Below are 17,620 nucleotides of genomic sequence, written 5' to 3'. Positions count from 1 at the left end.
TGACGCCGTCGTGCGGCTGCCCGGTCAGCTTGCTTCGTGCGCGATCGGGCCGGTGCGGCCTTCCACGAGGTCGATCTCCTGCCCCGACAAGCCAAAAGCCGCGTAAAGGCGTCGATCTATCTCGCGCGCGATGTCTTCCACTTCCGGGGCGCCGCATCCGGACTCGTGAGCGCGCAGCAACCGGGTTACGCAGTCGGCGATCTCGTCGCGCACCGAAGCGCAGCCTGGCACGGGCAACGCGTCGATCATCGCTTTCGTGAATGCCACGCCGCCGTTGTAGCTTGACGATCCGTACTTCGCGCGAATCAGGAAAATCGAGAGCGGGCAGTTGAGGAGCGCCGCCGTGAGCTTGAGCACGGGCTCGTCGTCTGAGCGCAGGATAAGCGTAGTTTTGCCGGGGATGGTGTCGCCGGCGAGATCGAGTGTCGCGTCGAGCCGCGTGAGGCCTTTCACGATCACTTTTTTCGCATGGGCTTTCGCGCCGTAGCCGTTCGAGAACGTTGAGGCGAAACGCTCGCGCTCGACCACGGGTGCGTTGTAGCGTCGCCCGAGGTAGGTCATCGGCTTGCTGCCCCAGCGCGAGACGTAGCGCCCGAGCGTGCCGGTGTTCACCACGCGGTAGTGATGGTCAGCGAGCGCATGCTCTTCGGCCTCTTCGACGAGGGGCGCGAGCCGGTAGGCGTCCGATGTCGCGCATGCGTTTTCGCAGGGCAGCAAACCGCCGAGCGTGGGGTGCGCGCGGCCGATCCGCTGCACGAACGCGGCATGTGGCGAGAGCAGCGCGTCGAGCGGCCACGGCGCCTCTAGCGTGCGTTTGTCGGTTTGCGCCAGCTCGCGAAGCGTTTCGCCCTCGATGCGCGCAGTCGCGATGGCGGGCGTGCCCGACTCGCGAAAGACTGTGATGATCGAATCTACGCGCGCCTGTTCGAACACACCGCGCCCGAGCCCGACGATGCGTTCGATCTTGTCCAGATGCCGCGCGCGCAGCGCGTTGCCGAAGGGCTTCGAGAGCCACTTGTCGGGCGTGAGATACGCCATTGCGCCACCAGGCTTGAGGAGCGCGAGGCCTAGCTCCATGAACACGATGTACAGGTCCCAGTTGCCCCTCGCGCTCGGCCAGCGCTGCGCGAGGCGCTCGCGCAGCGCGCGCTGGCCCTGGTTGATCATGCGCTCGGAATCGATATAGGGCGGATTCGCAATAACGGCGTCGAAACGCTCGAAGTGGCCTTCGTCGGTGAGTAGCTCGGCGAACTCGATGCGCCATTCGAACGCCGTGGCCTCTTTGGGCGGCGTTTGGGCCGGGATATTTGCAAGCGCGTTGCGCAACGTGTCGCGCAGTTGGGCGAATCGAGCGGCTTCGGCGCGTCTTGCGGCGCGTGTGTTGGTCGTCCGCAGTTTTGCTGCACTCGCACGATAGTTCGCGATTAGCGCTGCGTACTCGCGAATGGGCGTATCGAAGTCAAAACGGCTGAGCGTGGCGTTGCCTTGCTTGAGGTTGGTCTCGAGGTTTGGCAGCGAAGCGGTGAAGTCCGCGTGTTCGAGCAGTTCGATCCACAGCCGCAAACGCGCCATGCCGACCGAATCGGCATGGATGTCCACACCAAAGAGCGAGCGCTCTACGATGTCCCGCTTGACACGAAAGAGCGCGGCTTCGATCTTGCGGATGGCCTCGCCATCGCGCTCGTGTGTGAGCGGCTCGCCGTTCGCGTGCGTGACGCAAAGCCGGTCCGCAGTTACGTCGATGCGGCAGGCGCTAAGCGCTTCGAGGTCACACGCGTTCAGCAAGCCAAGGCGGACTTTCAGCACGAGCAACTCGTTGAGCGCTGAAACGAGCAGATGCCCTGAGCCCACGGCGGGATCGCAGATGCGCAGCGAGTCCAGAATCGCCCGAGCTTCGTCTCGGTCGTCGATCAATTCGGATAGCTGATCGATGTTCGTGCAGTGCCAGCCGTTGGCGCGATTCAGTCGATTCAGCGCCGCATTCGTGATGGCGGGACGGGCGAGTTGCATCGCGACGCTGCCTGGCGTGTACCACGCGCCATCGCGGTAGCCATTGAGCTTTTCGAAGACGAGCCCGAGCGAAGAGCCGTCGAGGCAACGCGCGTTCGCCGCGGCTGGCTCGTGCGCGAGCAAACCGGCGGAGAAGTCGAACGCGCCAAGAAAATCGAGCAGATACCCGAGCACGTGCCGCTCGCCGCCCGCATCGGTGAGCACGGTTGTGGCGAAAAGCGGTAGCGCGGCGCTCTCGTCGAGCGCGCCCATGCCGAGCAGGCTTGGGTCCAGGTCTTGCGGCTCGAAAAGCGAACCGTCGAAGCGGGGGAGGTGAGCGAAGCGAGCGGGGGGCGCGGCTTCATCGCCATGGAGTACGGCGTCGCACAGTGCGTCGAGATCGCTGAACGAGCGGATGTGCCGCACGTTCAGAAACGCGTACGGCGCATCGCCGCCGTGGAGCGTTAGCAGACGTGTTTCGAGTACCTTGAGAAAAACCAGGCGGCTGATCCAGGCGATGCAAAGCCGCAGCGCAAGTTCGAAGCGGTCGGCCTCCGTCCGTTCGTTCTGGCTCTCGACCTCGCGCGCGGCAAGACGCGCTAGCGCGAGTTCGATCAGTGCGCCACGCAATCGCGCGTCCGGCGCGAGTCGCGTCACGGTGCGCCCTGCGCCGGAAACGTTCTCCCGCAGTCCCACGATATGCAGCAGTTCGGCGTAAAACCCCTCGTCGAGCCCACCTCCGGCGCTGGCGCGGCGCGTGCGCGGTTTGCGCGCGCGGCGTGTCGGCTGGGTGGTTTCTGGCATGGTCTCGAGCGGGTGGGCGTGGCGTGGCGAGGCGCGGTCGGCGCACATTTTACTGCCGCCCGCGTGCGTTTCGTCCTATGCCGTCTGGCCGAGTCGACGCGCCCGCACGTCTGAGCGATGATCGGTGCAAAGGCGATGCGGCGGAACGTGCCGCGTCGCCGTGCTATATGATGGCGCCGCGTAAGGCGCCCCGGGGCGCCAACCGGCGGTCCGGCAACGCATCGACGAACTGGCCCGCCGCATCGACTATCCGACCTATGACCGAACATCCCACTCTCACCTGGCCCGACACCGAAGGCCCGCGCACGGTGCGCTGGCGCTCCGAGGCGGGCGTGCCGGCGCCCAAACGCGTGGTCATCGCCGACGATCGCACGACCGCGGACACCGCGTACCGCCTCGCCTGCGAAGGCACCGCCCTGTTGTGGCGCGGCGACTTCCAGAACGCGCGTCAGTTGCTGCTGGCCATGGCACGCCGCGCGGAGCGCAAGCCTCGCAAGGCTGCGCCGCCCAAGGCGCCCGCCTCACCGCTCGAAGCGTTTCATTTGCACCGCCAGGCGCAGGCGCAGCGCGCCCGCACGCTCGCCATGGTGCTGATTCCGCTCGAGGGCGATTACGGCATCAACCTGCGCCGCGCGCCCGACGTTCGCCTTGCGTGCGAAGAGGCGTGGGGCGCGCCCGATGGTGAAGCTTCTGCGGTGTCGTTGCGTGAAATCCTCGGTCTCGTTGGCGCGCACGAATGGCGCAAGAAGGGCGTCGAGATCGCTGCGCTGAATGGCGAGCGCATTCATCCGTACTACGGTGTGTTTTCGCCGGTGCGCGGCGAATATGTCGATCTCGTCGCGCGCACGGCGCTGCCGTCGCTCGAAAAGGCCTTCGATATCGGCACGGGCACGGGCGTGCTCTCCGCCGTGCTCGCCTCGCGCGGTGTGAAGCGCGTCGTCGCCACCGATCAGGACGCGCGCGCGCTGGCGTGCGCGCGCGAGAACCTCGAGCGCCTCGGCTATGCCGCCCAGGTCGAGGTCGTCGAGGCAGACCTGTTTCCGCCGGGGCGCGCGCCGCTCGTCGTCTGCAATCCGCCGTGGGTGCCGGCGCGTCCCGCGTCGCCCATCGAATACGCCGTGTTCGATCCGGAGAGCCGCATGCTGCGCGGTTTTCTCGGCGGTCTCAAGGACCATCTCGAGCCGGGCGGCGAGGGGTGGTTGATCCTGTCCGATTTCGCGGAACATCTCGGGCTGCGCACGCGCGAATCGCTCGTCGAGATGATCGTGGAGGCTGGACTCGAAGTGGTGGGCCGGGAGGACATTCGTCCGCGGCACCCGAAAGCCTCGGATCCCAGCGATGCGCTGTATCGCGCGCGCGTGGCCGAGCTGACTTCGCTGTGGCGCCTCAAGGTGCGCGCGCAGTGAGCCGGCGGCGGGCAAAATCGTTGGCAAAAAAGAAGAGTACGGGCCGCTAACGGCCCGTATGGGAGTCGAGCATCGGCGTCGGCGGCGTTAGGCCGCCGCGCCGGATTGACGTCAGGTTCACATCGGCTTCACCCGGGATAGGCCTCGTCGACCTTGAGGCCTGCCAGCTTGAAAATCACGCGCAGCGTTTGCGGCTTGATATCGCGGCGCGACGCCAACGCCGACATCACGAAATCGAGCACCTTCGCGTACTTCAGCAGGATCAGGCAGGTTTCGAGATCCGATGGGCCGTCGCGCATGCTTTCCGCAACGCGCAGCATCTCCACCGAGATGTCGCGCGCCATTTCCAGTTCCAGTTGCTGCTTTTCCGTCCAGTCGGGAACCGTGATGAGTTTCGTAAGCAGTTCCTGGAATTTTTGCTCTGCGTTTCCGTCAGGTATCGTATTCATTGCATGCCCCATGCAAGGCCATACAGCGTCGTGCGCTCTTCGCGCAGCGAGGACTGCGCCAGCCTGATTCATCGCAACCGGCACTCCCGGAGCGACCTCCCAATGCGCGCCTGTCGATTCGTTGCCGGCTGGTCGCGCTACGTTTTGGTCCTTTTTTGGGCATCGGGGACGAAAATCCTCGTGTCTCTTCTACTCAACCCCTCCCTCCTGTCCGCACGTGGGTCAGCGTGCCTGGACGCTATTACGACACTCGCTGCTCTTATGGGTTCGGCAGCCTTGACTAGCTTTTTTCGTAAAATGACAGGAATACCGCAACCCTTCTGTCGCCTGTCGCACGTTTCGCGACATGCCACGCCTTTCCTGTGACCACGCCGATGTCCAGCAAGACCTACGAAGTCCGTCCGAACCAGTCTGTCGAACTCCTCAAGGAGCTCCACATCCTGACGCGCGACGGGAAAATGAACCAGGACAGCCGCCGCAAGCTGAAGCAGGTCTATCACCTGTTCCAGTTCATCGAGCCGCTGCTCAAGGATCTCAAGCAGGATGGCCGCGACGTGACCCTCGTCGATCACGGTGCGGGCAAGTCCTATCTGGGCTTTATTCTCTACGACCTGTTCTTCAAGGATCAGCGCGACAGGTCACACATTTATGGAATCGAAACGCGCGACGAACTCGTGCAGCATTCGCAGGAGCTGGCCAAACGGCTGGGCTTCGGCGGCATGTCGTTCCTGAACCTTTCGGTAGCCGACTCGATTACGTCGCCGCAACTGCCTGACACCATCGACATTGTCACAGCGCTGCACGCCTGCGATACGGCCACCGACGACGCCCTGCGCTTCGCACTGAAGAAGCGTGCGCGCTACATCGTGGTCGTGCCGTGCTGCCAGGCCGAGGTGGCGGGCGTGCTGCGCCGCAATAAGGGCAAGTCGCTCGGGCAGGCGCTCACGGAGATCTGGCGTCATCCGCTGCATACGCGCGAATTCGGGAGCCAGATCACCAACGTGCTGCGCTGCCTGCAGCTCGAGGCGCACGGCTATCAGGTGAGCGTGACGGAACTGGTGGGCTGGGAGCACTCGATGAAGAACGAACTCATCATCGCCCAGTACAAGGATTTGCCGCGGCGCCGTCCGGCGCAGCGGCTGAACGAGATTCTCGATACCTTTGGGCTCGCGGACCTGCGCGAGCGCTTTTTCGCCGACGAAGGCGAGGCGGCCCCGGAGGCGGCAACCGAGGGTTGAGCGTGTGGGCGGCGCGGCGTCAGTCGCGCTTGTTCATCCAGTCTTGCCAACCGTCGAAGCCGAGCTTGCGCAGCGTTTCCTGGTTGCGTTCGTAGATGTCGGCGGCGTCGGGGAATGCCTCGACCGCGCGCTCGATGCTCGCCTCCCGCAGCAAATGCAGGATCGGATACGGCGCGCGGTTCGTGTAGTTCTCGATGTCGTCGGGCTCGGTGCCCTCGAACTGGAATTGCGGGTGAAAGCTTGCGACCTGCAGCGTGCCTTCCAGCCGCAACTGTTGCACGAGGCGCTCGGCGAACCAGGTTGCGTCGTTGAAATCGGCGAAGTCGGCGAGCGCACGGGGCAGGATCAGCAGTGTCGTGTCGATCTCCGCGGCGTCGGCTTGGGCGAGTGTTTGCAGCTCGCGCTCGAGATCGATGAGGACACCTTCGAGATCGGTCGCCTCGCTAATCACGTAGCGAATCTGGTTTTTCACGTACACGCTCTTCGCGAACGGGCAGAGATTCAAGCCAATCACAGCGCGCGTGAGCCAGTGGCGGGTCGCTTCGAGAATGGCGGCGTGGTCGGGGGACAGGGCAGCGGGTTCGTTCATCGTGTCATTTTACGGGCGGCTAGCGCTGTGGACATGCCGCTTCGATCAACAGCTTTGCCATGCGCGGCGCCGCGAGAATCGGGCCGCAGCCGGGGCCGTAAGTCTGGCTTGCGGCGTAGATGCCTTCGACGAGCAGCGCGAGTTCCTCCGCAAGCGCGGCCGGATCGCTGGCGCCAGCTTCCTGCGCAAGCGTGGTGAGCCGCGCCATGAGCTTCGTCTTGTTGTTGTCGACGCTGCGCCGCGCGGGATGCGTGGCCTCGGGGAATTCGGTCGCAACGTTCACGAACGGGCAACCGCGATAGCCCGGCGCCGAGGCGCGGCGCGTGAGGTCCTCGAAATACTGCATCAACTGCTTCGCTGGCTCGCCCGGATGCTTCGCGAGACTGGCGTCGAAGCGCTCGAAAAAGCGCACATCGCAGCGCTGCAGGTAGGCGACGACGAGATCGTCCTTCGACGAAAACTGCCGGTACAAGCTCATCTTGTTGACGCCGGCGCGCTCGACCACAGCCTCGATGCCGACCGCGCGCACGCCCTCGCGGTAGAACAGCTCGTCGGCGGCGCGCAGCAGGTGCTCGTGGGCGCGCGCCCCGGTCGTTTGCGCGCGGGGGCGGGGCTTGCGCGCAGAGGCGGTTGACGTTTCGGCGTGGCCTTCGTGTTTCATGAGGGCATCTCGCGATCAGGGTGATTGCTTGACATGTTACCGAGCGGTAACTACTATCGCAACACACTTGTGACCGATCGGTAACAATCGAACGATGGCGAATCGTCGCAGCTAGCGGTCATACCAACGAAAACATAGGCATGTCGAAACCCGGCGCGCCGTGACAGGAGCACCAATGAACTGGGCAGCGAAGCGAATAGGCGGGCGTTTCCACTACGGATGGCTCGTCGTGGCAGTGGTGTTTCTGGTGCTGCTGGCGGCGGCCGGCACGCGTGCGACGCCCAGCGTGATGATGGTGCCGCTCGAGCATCAATTCGGCTGGAGCCGGGCGACCATCTCGCTCGCCATCTCGGTGAACATCGCGCTCTATGGCCTCATGGGCCCGTTTGCGGCGGCGGCCATGCAGCGTTTCGGCGTGCGTCCCACGCTGCTCGCGGCGCTCGGCACGATGGCGGCGGGCGTGGCGCTTTCCGCGCTGATGACGCATCCGTGGCAGATGATCCTGATCTGGGGCGTGATGGTAGGCGGCGCCACCGGCGTAGCGGCGCTTTCGCTTTCGGCCACGGTCGTCACGCGCTGGTTCCACTCGCACCGCGGGCTTGCCATGGGCATCCTCACGGCGAGCTCGGCCACGGGCCAACTCGTGTTCCTGCCGCTCCTCGCGGCGATCGTGGAGAAGCACGGCTGGCAGTCGGTGGTGCTCGTGGTTGCCGTGGCCGCCGCCGCGGTGCTGCCGCTCGTGCTGTTCCTGCTGCCCGAGCGGCCCGCGAGCGTGAATCTGCGTCCGTTCGGCGAGGACGAAAGCACCCCCGTCGCGCCGCCGGCGCCGCATCAAAATCCGCTGAAGATCGCGTTCGACGCGCTCTTTTCGGCGAGCCGCACGCGCGACTTCTGGCTGCTCTTCTTCAGCTTCTTCATTTGCGGCGCGAGCACGAACGGCTATGTGGGCACGCACCTCATCGCCATGTGCGGCGACTATGGCATGACCGAAGTGCAGGGCGCCTCGCTGCTCGCCACGATGGGCATTTTCGACCTGTTCGGCACGACGCTCTCGGGCTGGCTCTCGGACCGCTTCAACAGCCGCGTGCTGCTGTTCTGGTACTACGGGCTGCGCGGACTTTCGTTGATCTATCTGCCGCATGCCTTCGGCATCGACTTCTTCGGGCTGCCGATTTTCGCTGTGTTCTACGGCCTCGACTGGATCGCGACGGTGCCGCCTACGGTGCGCCTCGCCACCGACGTTTTCGGCAAGGAGCGCGCGCCGATCGTGTTCGGCTGGGTCGTGGCGGGTCATCAGCTAGGCGCGGCATTCGCGGCGTTCGGCGCGGGCCTGTTGCGCGCGAGTCTCGGCACCTACACGGTGGCGTCAATGATTTCGGGGGGCCTGTGTCTCGTCGCGTCGTTCCTCGTGCTGCGCATCAACCGCGGGCCGCGCGCCGTGGGCGTGCAAACGGCCTGACGAGGCGCACGCGCACCGCGACTTGAACGCGCCGGTTCGCACTTCGACGTATTCCAACGGGCGACGCATGAGCGTCGCCCGTTGCGTTTGAGCGTATTTCACGCGCTGCGGTTATTCTAGTGACCCCCGGGCAAGCCGCCCGCCACCCCAAGGACACACAAGGCATGACGAAGCACAAACCCGCACCGACAGCCGTGCCCATTCACGAACTCATCGCCGGCCGCTGGAGCCCGCGCGCCTATTCGAGCGAGCCGGTGAGCCGCGAGGCGCTGCACGCGGTGATCGAGGCGGCGCGCTGGGCGCCCTCGGGCTACAACCTGCAGCCGTGGCGCTTTATCGTGTTCGACCGTAGCGCCGACGAAATCGCGTTCAAGCGCGCGTTCTCGACGCTCGTGCCGTTCAACCAGCAGTGGAACGCGCCGGCGCCGGTGCTGATCGCCGTGACGGCGCAGACGCTCAACGCGAAGGGGGAAGTGAACCGCACAGCGCAATACGACGCAGGCGCGGCGGCGATGTCGCTCGTACTCCAGGCGCACGCGCTGGGCCTCGCTGCGCACCAGATGAGCGGTTTCGACGTGCAGGCGTTCCGCAAGGAATTTGCGCTGCCGAACGACGTTGAGCCGCTGTCGATCATCTCGATCGGCCACTACGGCGAAGCCGAGAAGCTGGAACCGGTGCTGCGCGATCGCGAGAAGGCGGAGCGCACGCGTTCGGCGGTGGGCGAGATCGCCTACGAAAACGGCTGGAAGCACCCCTTCAAGGGCTGAGCCGGACATAGCCCAACGCCCATGCGGGCAGCGGGTTATCGAACCGAGCAAAAACGCGCGGCGCGGGCCGCGCGTTTTTTACTTCCCGGGGCCGCATCATGGGCCTGCGGTTGCCGCGCGCCGCGCTTTCGTGCTACAAAGCCGATCCCCCCGACCTTTCCTCTCTTGCGCGCGCATTCGCTGCGGCGCGCTCTTGCCATGACCAGCTTCTGCGCGATTGACTTCGGAACTTCCAATTCGGCGGTGGCGCTCCCGGCAGCGGCCGACGGCGCGATGCGCCTCGCGCCGGTGGAAGGCGCGCACACCACCTTGCCCACGGCGGTGTTCTTCAACGTCGACGAACACACGCGCGAATTCGGGCGTGCGGCGCTTGCGTCCTATATCGACGGCTTCGACGGCCGGCTGATGCGCTCGATGAAGAGCATCCTCGGCTCGCCGCTCGCCGAGAGCACGACCGATCTCGGCGACGGCAGCGCGATTCCTTATACCGAGATCATCACGATCTTCCTGGAGCACCTGAAGCGCAGTGCCGAGCGCTGCTCGGGTGCGCCCATCACGCGTGCTGTGCTGGGCCGCCCCGTCTTCTTTGTCGACGAAGACCCGCGCGCCGACCGGCTCGCCCAGGACCAGCTCGAAGCGGCGGCGCGCCGCGTGGGCTTTCGGGAAATCGAGTTCCAGTACGAGCCGATCGCGGCGGCGTTCGACTACGAGTCGCGCCTCGCGCAAGAAGGGCTCGTGCTCGTGGCCGACATTGGCGGGGGTACGTCGGACTTCTCGCTCGTGCGTGTGGGGCCGGATCGTATGTCGCGCCTCGAGCGCAAGGACGACGTGCTCGCGCACCACGGCGTGCACGTGGCGGGCACCGACTTCGACCGCCGCGTCGAACTCGCGACCATCCTGCGCGAACTGGGCTACCAGTCGCTCGACCCCGAGGGCCGCGAAGTGCCGAACCGCATCTATTTCGATCTGGCGACCTGGCACCTCATCAACACGATCTACACTCCCAAGCGCGCGACCGAGCTGAAGCTCATGCGCCATCTGTACCCGAACACGCGTCAACACGACCGGCTGATGCGCGTGGTCGACGAGCGGCTGGGGCACGCGCTCACGGCGCGCGCCGAGGAGGCGAAGATCGGCGTTTCCGCGGGCGGGGAGACGATGATCGACCTCGAGGCGGTCGAGACGGATCTGCGCCTTGCATTCGGCGACGCGCAACTCGTCGAGGCGGGCCGCGAGGAGACGCGGCGCATCGTGCAGGCCGCACGTGAAACGGTGCAGGCGGCGGGTGTGGCGCCCGGGCAGGTGAGCGCGCTTTACTTCACGGGCGGCTCCACCGGCCTCGTATTCCTCACGCAGGCGCTGGCGGAGGCGTTTCCGCAGTCGCAGGCCGTGTTCGGCGACCGTCTTGCCAGCGTGGCGACGGGCCTGGGCATTCACGCGCAGCGCCTGTTCGGCTGAATGCGCGGCTGAATGTGCGGCTGAATGCGCGTCTCAATGCACGGCTGAACGCGCGGGGAAGCTAATCCCCGTTGAAAATCCGTTCTGAAAAACGCGGGCAAGAAAAAACCCCACCTTCGAGAAGAAGCGTGGGGTTTTTCGGTAAGCTTGCTAGTCAGGAACTTCGCAGAAGCTGCGTTCAGATCCTAAATGCCTTAGCAGACCAATAAGCGCAGTACTTAGACCGGCTTGATGTTGGCAGCTTGCTTGCCCTTCGGGCCCGTGCGGACTTCGAATTGAACCTTTTGGTTCTCTTGCAGCGTCTTGAAGCCGTCAACCTTGATTTCCGAGAAGTGCGCGAACAGGTCTTCGCCGCCGCCGTCCGGAGTGATAAAGCCAAAGCCCTTAGCGTCATTGAACCACTTGACGGTACCGGTTTCCATATTACTTTCCTAAAAATGAATGAAGGCCGAAGCCCGAGAGGTGCACGAAAATCAAGGAAGGGGTATGGGACCAGCCGGAGTACCGTTGATGGGCGAACTACGAAAGACCTATTCACACTCGCCGCTTGAAATCCTGCCCGAACTTTATACGGCTAAACGCCAGGAAGGTCAACTAGGTCCCCGGGAAAGTTCGTATTTTTTTGCTACAGGGTCGAAACTGACCCTTACAAACCTTGATAAGCAAATGACTTTTTTGTATTAGGCCGTCGTTTTTGGCGCCCTTCCGTGGTGCAACCGGTTAAACTACGCGCCGCGCTGAAGTTGCGCCTACAGGCGCAATCTTTCGTGTGGAGGTACGACAACTGCGGGAAACCCGCCCGCACAACAGACGGGATAAACGCGTTGTCGAGCTGCTCTTGAAACAGGAGAAGACGTGAAAAGTTCTATTCAACGGAACATCGGCCCGTTCGCGCTGATGTTCACCGGCCTCGGGTCGATTATCGGTTCGGGCTGGCTGTTCGGCGCGTGGAAGGCGGCGAAGATTGCAGGCCCGGCGGCCGTTTGCGCCTGGATCATCGGCGCCGTGGTCATTCTGGCCATCGCGCTCACCTACGCCGAACTCGGTGCGATGTTCCCGGAGTCGGGCGGTATGGTCCGTTACGCCCGCTACTCGCACGGCGCACTGGTGGGCTTCATCAGCGCGTGGGCCAACTGGATCGCCATTGTCTCGGTCATCCCGATCGAAGCCGAAGCCTCGATCCAGTACATGAGTACCTGGCCCTATGACTGGGCGCACGCGCTCTTCGTCGACGGGTCATTGACACATTCAGGGCTCGGCCTTTCGGCGATTCTCGTGATCATCTACTTCATGCTCAACTATTGGGGTGTGAAGCTGTTCGCACGTGCCAACAGCGCGATCACGATCTTCAAGTTCATCATCCCGGGTCTGACGATCATTGGCCTGATGGCTGGAAGCTTCCACCACGAGAATTTCGGCCAGACGACCACGTTCGCGCCGTATGGCTGGTCGGCGGTGTTCACGGCGGTTGCCACCAGCGGCATCGTGTTCGCGTTCAACGGCTTCCAGAGCCCGATCAACCTCGCGGGCGAAGCGCGCAACCCGGCCAAGAGCGTGCCGTTTGCGGTCATTGGCTCGATCCTCTGCGCGCTCGTGATCTACGTGCTGCTGCAGATCGCGTATATCGGCGCGGTCAATCCGGCTGACGTCGCGAAGGGCTGGAACACGTTCAACTTCAAGTCGCCGTTCGCGGAACTCGCGATCGCGCTGAACCTGAACTGGCTCGCGATCCTGCTGTATGTGGACGCGTTCGTGAGCCCGAGCGGCACCGGTACGACCTACATGGCGACGACCTCGCGCATGATCTACGCGATGGAGCGCAACAACACGATGCCGAAGATGTTCGGCAACGTGCACCCGTTCTACGGCGTGCCGCGCAACGCGATGTGGTTCAACCTGCTCGTCTCGTTCATCTTCATGTTCTTCTTCCGCGGCTGGAGCTCGCTCGCGGCAGTGATCTCGGTGGCGACGGTGATTTCGTACCTGACCGGCCCGATCAGCCTGATGGCGCTCAAGCGCGCCGCCACGGACATCGAGCGCCCGCTGAACGTGCCGTTCATGAAGGTGATCGCGCCGTTCGCGTTCGTCTGCGCTTCGATGATCCTGTACTGGGCGAAGTGGCCGCTGACCGGCGAAATCATTCTGCTGATGGTCGTCGCGCTGCCGGTGTACTTCTACTTCCAGGGCAAGCAGGGCTATGAAGGCTGGGGCCAGGATCTGAAGGCTGCATGGTGGCTGTGCGCGTACCTGCCGATCATGGCGCTCCTCTCGCTGCTCGGCAGCAAGCAGTTCGGCGGCAGCGGTCTGCTTCCCTACGGTTGGGACATGCTCGTCGTCGCGCTGATCTCGCTCGTGTTCTATTACTGGGGCGTGAATTCGGGCTACCGCTCGCCGTACCTTGCGGAACGCGAGGAGCACGACGAAGTCCTCGAAGGTATCGGCGCGCACTAAGTATCAAAGCAAGCGTCGCGCAATACAAAAAGCCCGCCTGAAGCGATTCAGGCGGGCTTTTTTGCCTTTTGAGCAAACGCGAGCCTGCGTGGCGGCTCGCCGCGGCGTTATTGCACCGCGCTGCCGAACACGTAGTTCGTCATCGCGAGCGCGCGCTGGTAGGTGCCGAGCGACTGCACACCGAGTGTGTAGTCGTCGTCGGCTGCGCCTAGCGCCGCGAACACGGGCAGCAGATGCTCGTCGGTCGGGTGCATGAGCACGGCGTGCGGTGCACGCTGGCGGTAGTCGAGCAATGCGTCGATGTCGCGCGCGGCGAGGTGATTCTCGAACCACTGCGTGAACTCGGCCACGCGCGGATCGGCATCTTCCGGGCGCGCCGAGAAGTCCGCCTCGCGCAGGTTATGCGTGATCTGGCCCGAGCCGATCACCATCACGCCTTCGTCGCGCAGCGAGCGCAGCGCGCGGCCCAGCGCAAAGTGATGCGCGGCGTTGGCGCGTGGCTGCACCGAAAGCTGCGCGACGGGCACGTCGGCGTCGGGGAACATCAGCAGCATGGGCACCCACGCGCCATGGTCGAGGCCATGCGCTTGCTCATCGACAGGAATGCCTTGCTCGCGCAGCAGCGCCGCTGCGCGCTGCGCCATCTCGGGCGCGCCCGGCGCGGGGTACTGGATTTCGTACAGCGCGCGCGGAAAGCCGTAGAAGTCGTGGATGGTTTCAGGCTGCGAGGCGGTGCTCACCGCGGGGCGCATCGTGCCCCAATGCGCGGAAAGCATGAGCACCGACTGCGGACGCGGCAAATGCTGCGAGAGCGCGGTAAAGCCGCCAGAAGGCAGCGACGGGTCGATCGGCAGCGTAGGCGCACCGTGCGAGAGGAAAAGGGAAGGCGTGCGGGTGGTCATGATCGTGAGCTGGCCGCGCCGGGGCGGTCCGAAAGTATCGTATTGCGATCAATATAAGACCCAACCGTCGCGAATTAAACGGGGCGAAAGGGAATTGATTGTGTCGCCGATATTGATAATCGAAGCGGCGCAGAAAGATGCGGCGGGCGCTTACTCGTCGCCGCCGCGCAGCCCCGGCCAGGCGGGCGAGAGTGCGGGCCCGAGCGCGAACAGGTCGAGCACGCGCGCGACCGTGTGATCGACCATCTCGTCGATCGAAGCCGGCTGGTTGTAGAAGGCCGGCAGCGGCGGGAAGATCACGCCGCCCATTTCGGTCACTGCCGTCATGTTGCGCAGATGCGCGAGGTTGAACGGCGTTTCGCGTACGAGCAGCACGAGACGGCGGCGTTCCTTGAGCGTGACGTCGGCGGCGCGCGCAATCAGATTGTCGGAGAGGCCATGGGCGACGCTCGCGAGCGTTTTCATCGAGCAGGGCGCGACGATCATGCCGTCGGTCGCGAACGAACCCGAAGCGATGGTCGCGCCGACATCGCGTACTGAATGCACGACATCGGCTCGCGCGTGCAGGTCGTCTTTCGTGAGCTGCAGCTCGTGCTGAATGTTGAGCCAGCCCGCGGCGGAAACGAGCAGGTGCGTTTCGACGCCGCCCAGCTGCCGCAGCATGTCGAGCATGCGAACGCCGTAAATCGCGCCCGTGGCCCCCGTGATCGCGACGATCAGCCGGCGTTGCGGCAGTTGTGCGATAGCAGGCGAGGCTTGGGAGGCAGTATTCACGTCAGGCGGTCAGGCGGGAGTCGAAGCGAAGGCGAGGTGAGGTCGAGGCGAAGGCGCCTCAAGACTAGCGCCGGCGTAGCGCGCCGTGCGCTCGGGACGGCGCGGGCGCCACGCAATGCGCCCGATGCCGCCCCGTTGCCGGCAATTACGCCGCGGCGAAGAGCTGCTGCAGCTCGCCGTTCTGGTACATCTCCATCATGATGTCCGAGCCGCCGATGAACTCGCCCTTCACGTAGAGCTGCGGAATGGTCGGCCAGTTCGAGAATTCCTTGATGCCCTGGCGGACCGCGTCGTCCTCGAGCACGTTGACGGTCTTGAACTGATCGACGCCGCAGGCTTTCAGGATCTGCACCGCGCGACCGGAGAAGCCGCACATCGGGAACTGCGCGTTGCCCTTCATGAAGAGGACGACGGCGTTTTCGTCGACGATCTGCTTGATGCGTTGTTGGGTGTCCATGACTGACCTTGCGATTGAATTGATGCTGAATACGTTGGAATGCAGGATGAAATGATAGCGGATTTCGCCTGAGCGGGCCGGGCGTGGCCAGCGTTGTGCTCAGATGCGCCTGGTTACGCTCAGCCAGCCGGCAACGGAAGACGCCCGCCGCTGATGCGCTCGATCCCGGCGAGATCGCGCTCGGAGCGCACGTCCGTGAAACCGGCGCTTTCGAGCAACGCCCGCACAGCGGCCGCCTGGTCGTAGCCGTGTTCCATCCAGAGCACGCCACCCGGCGCGAGCCGGGCCGGTGCGCCCGCGACGATCGCGCGCAAGGCGGTGAGGCCGTCGGCTTCGTCGGTGAGCGCGCCGCGCGGCTCGAAGCGCAGGTCGCCTTGCTCCAGATGCGGGTCGCCGCTTGCGATATAGGGCGGATTGCTCACGATCGCCTCGAAGCGCAGCGCCGGATCGAGCGTGTCGTACCAGCTGCCCGCGACGAACGCGAGCGGGCCGCCGGGGCGCCCCGCGTCGAGCAGCTTCGCGGCGTTGCGCGACGCCACGTCGAGCGCGGCCGCCGAACGGTCGACGGCCCAGACGCGCGCATCGGGCCTTGCCGAGGCGAGCGCCACCGCAATCGCGCCGCTGCCGGTGCCGAGGTCGAGCACGCGCGGCTGTGCGATGCCTTCGAGCGCCGCAAGCGCGGTTTCCACGAGCACCTCGGTATCGGGGCGCGGAATCAGCACATCGGGTGTCACGTCGAAGTCGAGGCCGTAGAACTCGCGTGCGCCCACGAGCTGCGCAATCGGCTCGCCGTGCGCGCGGCGAGCTTCGAGGTCGCGGTAGGCCGCGACGGCGCTCGTTTCAAGCGCCTCGTCGCCGCGCGTGATGAGTTCGGTGCGGCGCCACCCGAGCACGTGCATCAGCAGAATGCGCGTCTCCAGCGCGGGCAGCGGCGAGGCGCGCAGCAGCGCCTCAGCGGTAACGGCTTCGCTCATGTTTGATGCACGCTCAATCCGCGTCGCCCAGCGACGCGAGCTGCTCGGCCTGATGTTCGGAAACGAGCGCGCCGATCAGTTCGCCGAGGTCGCCGTCCATGATTGCTTCGAGGCGATAGAGCGTGAGGTTGATACGGTGATCGGTGAGCCGCCCCTGCGGAAAGTTGTAGGTGCGGATGCGCTCCGAGCGGTCGCCCGAGCCCACGAGGCTCTTGCGCGTGGCCGCTTCCTTCGCGTGCTGCTCCTGGTACTGCTTGTCCTTGATGCGCGCGGCGAGCACCTTGAGCGCGCGATCCTTGTTCTTGTGCTGCGAGCGGTCGTCCTGGCACTCCACGACGATGCCGGTCGGAAGGTGCGTCACGCGCACGGCCGAGTCGGTCTTGTTGATGTGCTGGCCGCCCGCGCCCGAGGCGCGGAACGTGTCGATGCGCAGGTCGGTGGGATTGATCTCGACTTCGCCGATCTCGTCGGCTTCCGGCATCACCGCAACCGTGCAGGCCGACGTGTGGATGCGGCCCTGCGTTTCGGTGGCGGGCACGCGCTGTACGCGATGGCCGCCCGACTCGAACTTGAGCTTCGAATACGCCGCCTCGCCGGCAATGCGCACGATCACTTCCTTGTAGCCGCCGAGATCCGACTCGCTCGCCGACATCATCTCGATCTGCCAGCGGTTGCGCTCCGCGTAGCGCAGATACATACGCAGCAGGTCGCCCGCGAAGAGGGCCGACTCGTCGCCGCCCGTGCCCGCGCGGATTTCGAGGAACACGTTGCGGTCATCGTTGGGGTCTTTCGGCAGCAGCATCATCTGCAATTCGTGCTGGAGCTGCGCCATGCGCTCGCGTGCGGCTTTCACCTCTTCTTCGGCGAAGTCGCGCATCGAGGCGTCGGAGAGCAGGTCTTTCGCCGCGGCCTCGTCGTCTTTGGCCTGTCGCCATTGGCCGTAGTGCTCGACCACCGGCCCCAGTTCCGCGTGCTCGCGCGTGAGCTTGCGGTACTGATCGCGGTTCGAGGTCACGTCGGGGCGGCTCAACAGGTCGTTTAGCTCGGCCAGGCGTGTAGTCAGCTGGTCGAGCTTCGATTGCATGCTCGTTTTCATCGGGCGGTGCGGAGCGAACTCCGGATAGGACTGCGAGAGAGAAGAGGCGGGCGTGCGGCCCGGTTGTGCAGGGTGCGCATGGCGCGCGCCCGAGCCCGGGCGTCGCTAACGGTCGGAGGAACCGGACGAATCAGAGGAGTCGGCGG

16 protein-coding genes are annotated in these 17,620 nt (G+C 64.9%); 6 read left to right on the top strand and 10 right to left on the bottom strand.

The features are described 5' to 3' along the window. Positions 1–24 precede the first annotated feature (24 nt). Positions 25–2,793 (bottom strand): Eco57I restriction-modification methylase domain-containing protein, encoded by a 2,769-nt coding sequence (locus U5A65_RS35305; RefSeq protein WP_321949168.1) that lies wholly within the window; start codon positions 2,791–2,793, stop codon positions 25–27. Positions 2,794–3,050: 257 nt separating this feature from the next. On the opposite strand from U5A65_RS35305, the gene U5A65_RS35300 reads away from it, so the two are divergent. Continuing rightward, positions 3,051–4,199: a class I SAM-dependent methyltransferase gene (locus U5A65_RS35300; protein ID WP_321949167.1), complete on the top strand. Its 1,149-nt coding sequence runs from the start codon at positions 3,051–3,053 to the stop codon at positions 4,197–4,199. Positions 4,200–4,327: 128 nt separating this feature from the next. On the opposite strand, the gene U5A65_RS35295 is transcribed toward U5A65_RS35300, so the two are convergent. Beyond that, the gene (locus U5A65_RS35295) at positions 4,328–4,648 is read right to left on the bottom strand and encodes a DNA-binding protein (RefSeq protein WP_233883048.1); all 321 of its coding nucleotides are present in this window, start codon (positions 4,646–4,648) and stop codon (positions 4,328–4,330) included. Between the two features lie 374 nt (positions 4,649–5,022). Between U5A65_RS35295 and U5A65_RS35290 the strand changes: the two genes are divergently transcribed. Then, entirely contained in the window at positions 5,023–5,886 is an 864-nt protein-coding gene (locus U5A65_RS35290) for an SAM-dependent methyltransferase (protein ID WP_321915872.1), read from the top strand. 19 nt (positions 5,887–5,905) lie between these two features. Here U5A65_RS35290 and U5A65_RS35285 read toward each other — a convergent pair whose 3' ends face one another. Together U5A65_RS35285 and U5A65_RS35280 are read right to left on the bottom strand one after the other, a co-directional pair. Beyond that, on the bottom strand, positions 5,906–6,475 hold the full coding sequence (locus U5A65_RS35285; protein WP_321915871.1) for a DUF1415 domain-containing protein: 570 nt from the start codon (positions 6,473–6,475) through the stop codon (positions 5,906–5,908). Between the two features lie 19 nt (positions 6,476–6,494). Further along, the gene (locus tag U5A65_RS35280) at positions 6,495–7,136 is read right to left on the bottom strand and encodes a TetR/AcrR family transcriptional regulator (RefSeq protein ID WP_321938282.1); all 642 of its coding nucleotides are present in this window, start codon (positions 7,134–7,136) and stop codon (positions 6,495–6,497) included. 175 nt (positions 7,137–7,311) lie between these two features. Here U5A65_RS35280 and U5A65_RS35275 point away from each other — a divergent pair, with 175 nt between their 5' ends. The 3 genes from U5A65_RS35275 (at position 7,312) to U5A65_RS35265 (ending at position 10,820) form a co-directional block, all read left to right on the top strand. Further along, positions 7,312–8,595, top strand: coding sequence for an MFS transporter (locus U5A65_RS35275; RefSeq protein ID WP_321938283.1), 1,284 nt, complete (start codon positions 7,312–7,314; stop codon positions 8,593–8,595). 164 nt (positions 8,596–8,759) lie between these two features. Next, on the top strand, positions 8,760–9,362 hold the full coding sequence (locus tag U5A65_RS35270; RefSeq protein ID WP_321915868.1) for a nitroreductase family protein: 603 nt from the start codon (positions 8,760–8,762) through the stop codon (positions 9,360–9,362). 198 nt (positions 9,363–9,560) lie between these two features. After that, a complete protein-coding gene (locus U5A65_RS35265; protein ID WP_321915867.1) occupies positions 9,561–10,820 on the top strand; it encodes an Hsp70 family protein in 1,260 nt (419 codons plus the stop codon). A 218-nt stretch (positions 10,821–11,038) separates the two neighbouring features. Here the strand turns inward: U5A65_RS35265 and U5A65_RS35260 are convergent, their stop codons facing one another. Continuing rightward, positions 11,039–11,242 (bottom strand): cold-shock protein, encoded by a 204-nt coding sequence (locus U5A65_RS35260; RefSeq protein WP_027797379.1) that lies wholly within the window; start codon positions 11,240–11,242, stop codon positions 11,039–11,041. 433 nt (positions 11,243–11,675) lie between these two features. On the opposite strand from U5A65_RS35260, the gene U5A65_RS35255 reads away from it, so the two are divergent. Then, positions 11,676–13,271 (top strand): APC family permease, encoded by a 1,596-nt coding sequence (locus tag U5A65_RS35255; RefSeq protein WP_321915866.1) that lies wholly within the window; start codon positions 11,676–11,678, stop codon positions 13,269–13,271. Between the two features lie 107 nt (positions 13,272–13,378). Here U5A65_RS35255 and U5A65_RS35250 read toward each other — a convergent pair whose 3' ends face one another. From U5A65_RS35250 to prfA, 5 genes are all read right to left on the bottom strand, one after another. Beyond that, on the bottom strand, positions 13,379–14,173 hold the full coding sequence (locus U5A65_RS35250; protein WP_321915865.1) for a class III extradiol ring-cleavage dioxygenase: 795 nt from the start codon (positions 14,171–14,173) through the stop codon (positions 13,379–13,381). A gap of 150 nt (positions 14,174–14,323) precedes the next feature. Beyond that, the gene (locus tag U5A65_RS35245) at positions 14,324–14,947 is read right to left on the bottom strand and encodes a UbiX family flavin prenyltransferase (protein ID WP_321949166.1); all 624 of its coding nucleotides are present in this window, start codon (positions 14,945–14,947) and stop codon (positions 14,324–14,326) included. 145 nt (positions 14,948–15,092) lie between these two features. Beyond that, on the bottom strand, positions 15,093–15,404 hold the full coding sequence (grxD, locus tag U5A65_RS35240) for a Grx4 family monothiol glutaredoxin (protein WP_158758724.1): 312 nt from the start codon (positions 15,402–15,404) through the stop codon (positions 15,093–15,095). A 119-nt stretch (positions 15,405–15,523) separates the two neighbouring features. Continuing rightward, on the bottom strand, positions 15,524–16,378 hold the full coding sequence (prmC, locus tag U5A65_RS35235; RefSeq protein ID WP_321949165.1) for a peptide chain release factor N(5)-glutamine methyltransferase: 855 nt from the start codon (positions 16,376–16,378) through the stop codon (positions 15,524–15,526). Positions 16,379–16,391: 13 nt separating this feature from the next. Beyond that, positions 16,392–17,474: a peptide chain release factor 1 gene (gene prfA, locus U5A65_RS35230; protein ID WP_321949164.1), complete on the bottom strand. Its 1,083-nt coding sequence runs from the start codon at positions 17,472–17,474 to the stop codon at positions 16,392–16,394. Positions 17,475–17,620 lie beyond the last annotated feature (146 nt).

It is taken from the genome of Paraburkholderia sp. J10-1, assembly GCF_905220165.1.
GTDB lineage: Bacteria > Pseudomonadota > Gammaproteobacteria > Burkholderiales > Burkholderiaceae > Paraburkholderia.
The sequence above is the reverse complement of the archived record's forward strand: the minus strand, read 5'-3'. Positions and strand labels throughout refer to the sequence as shown.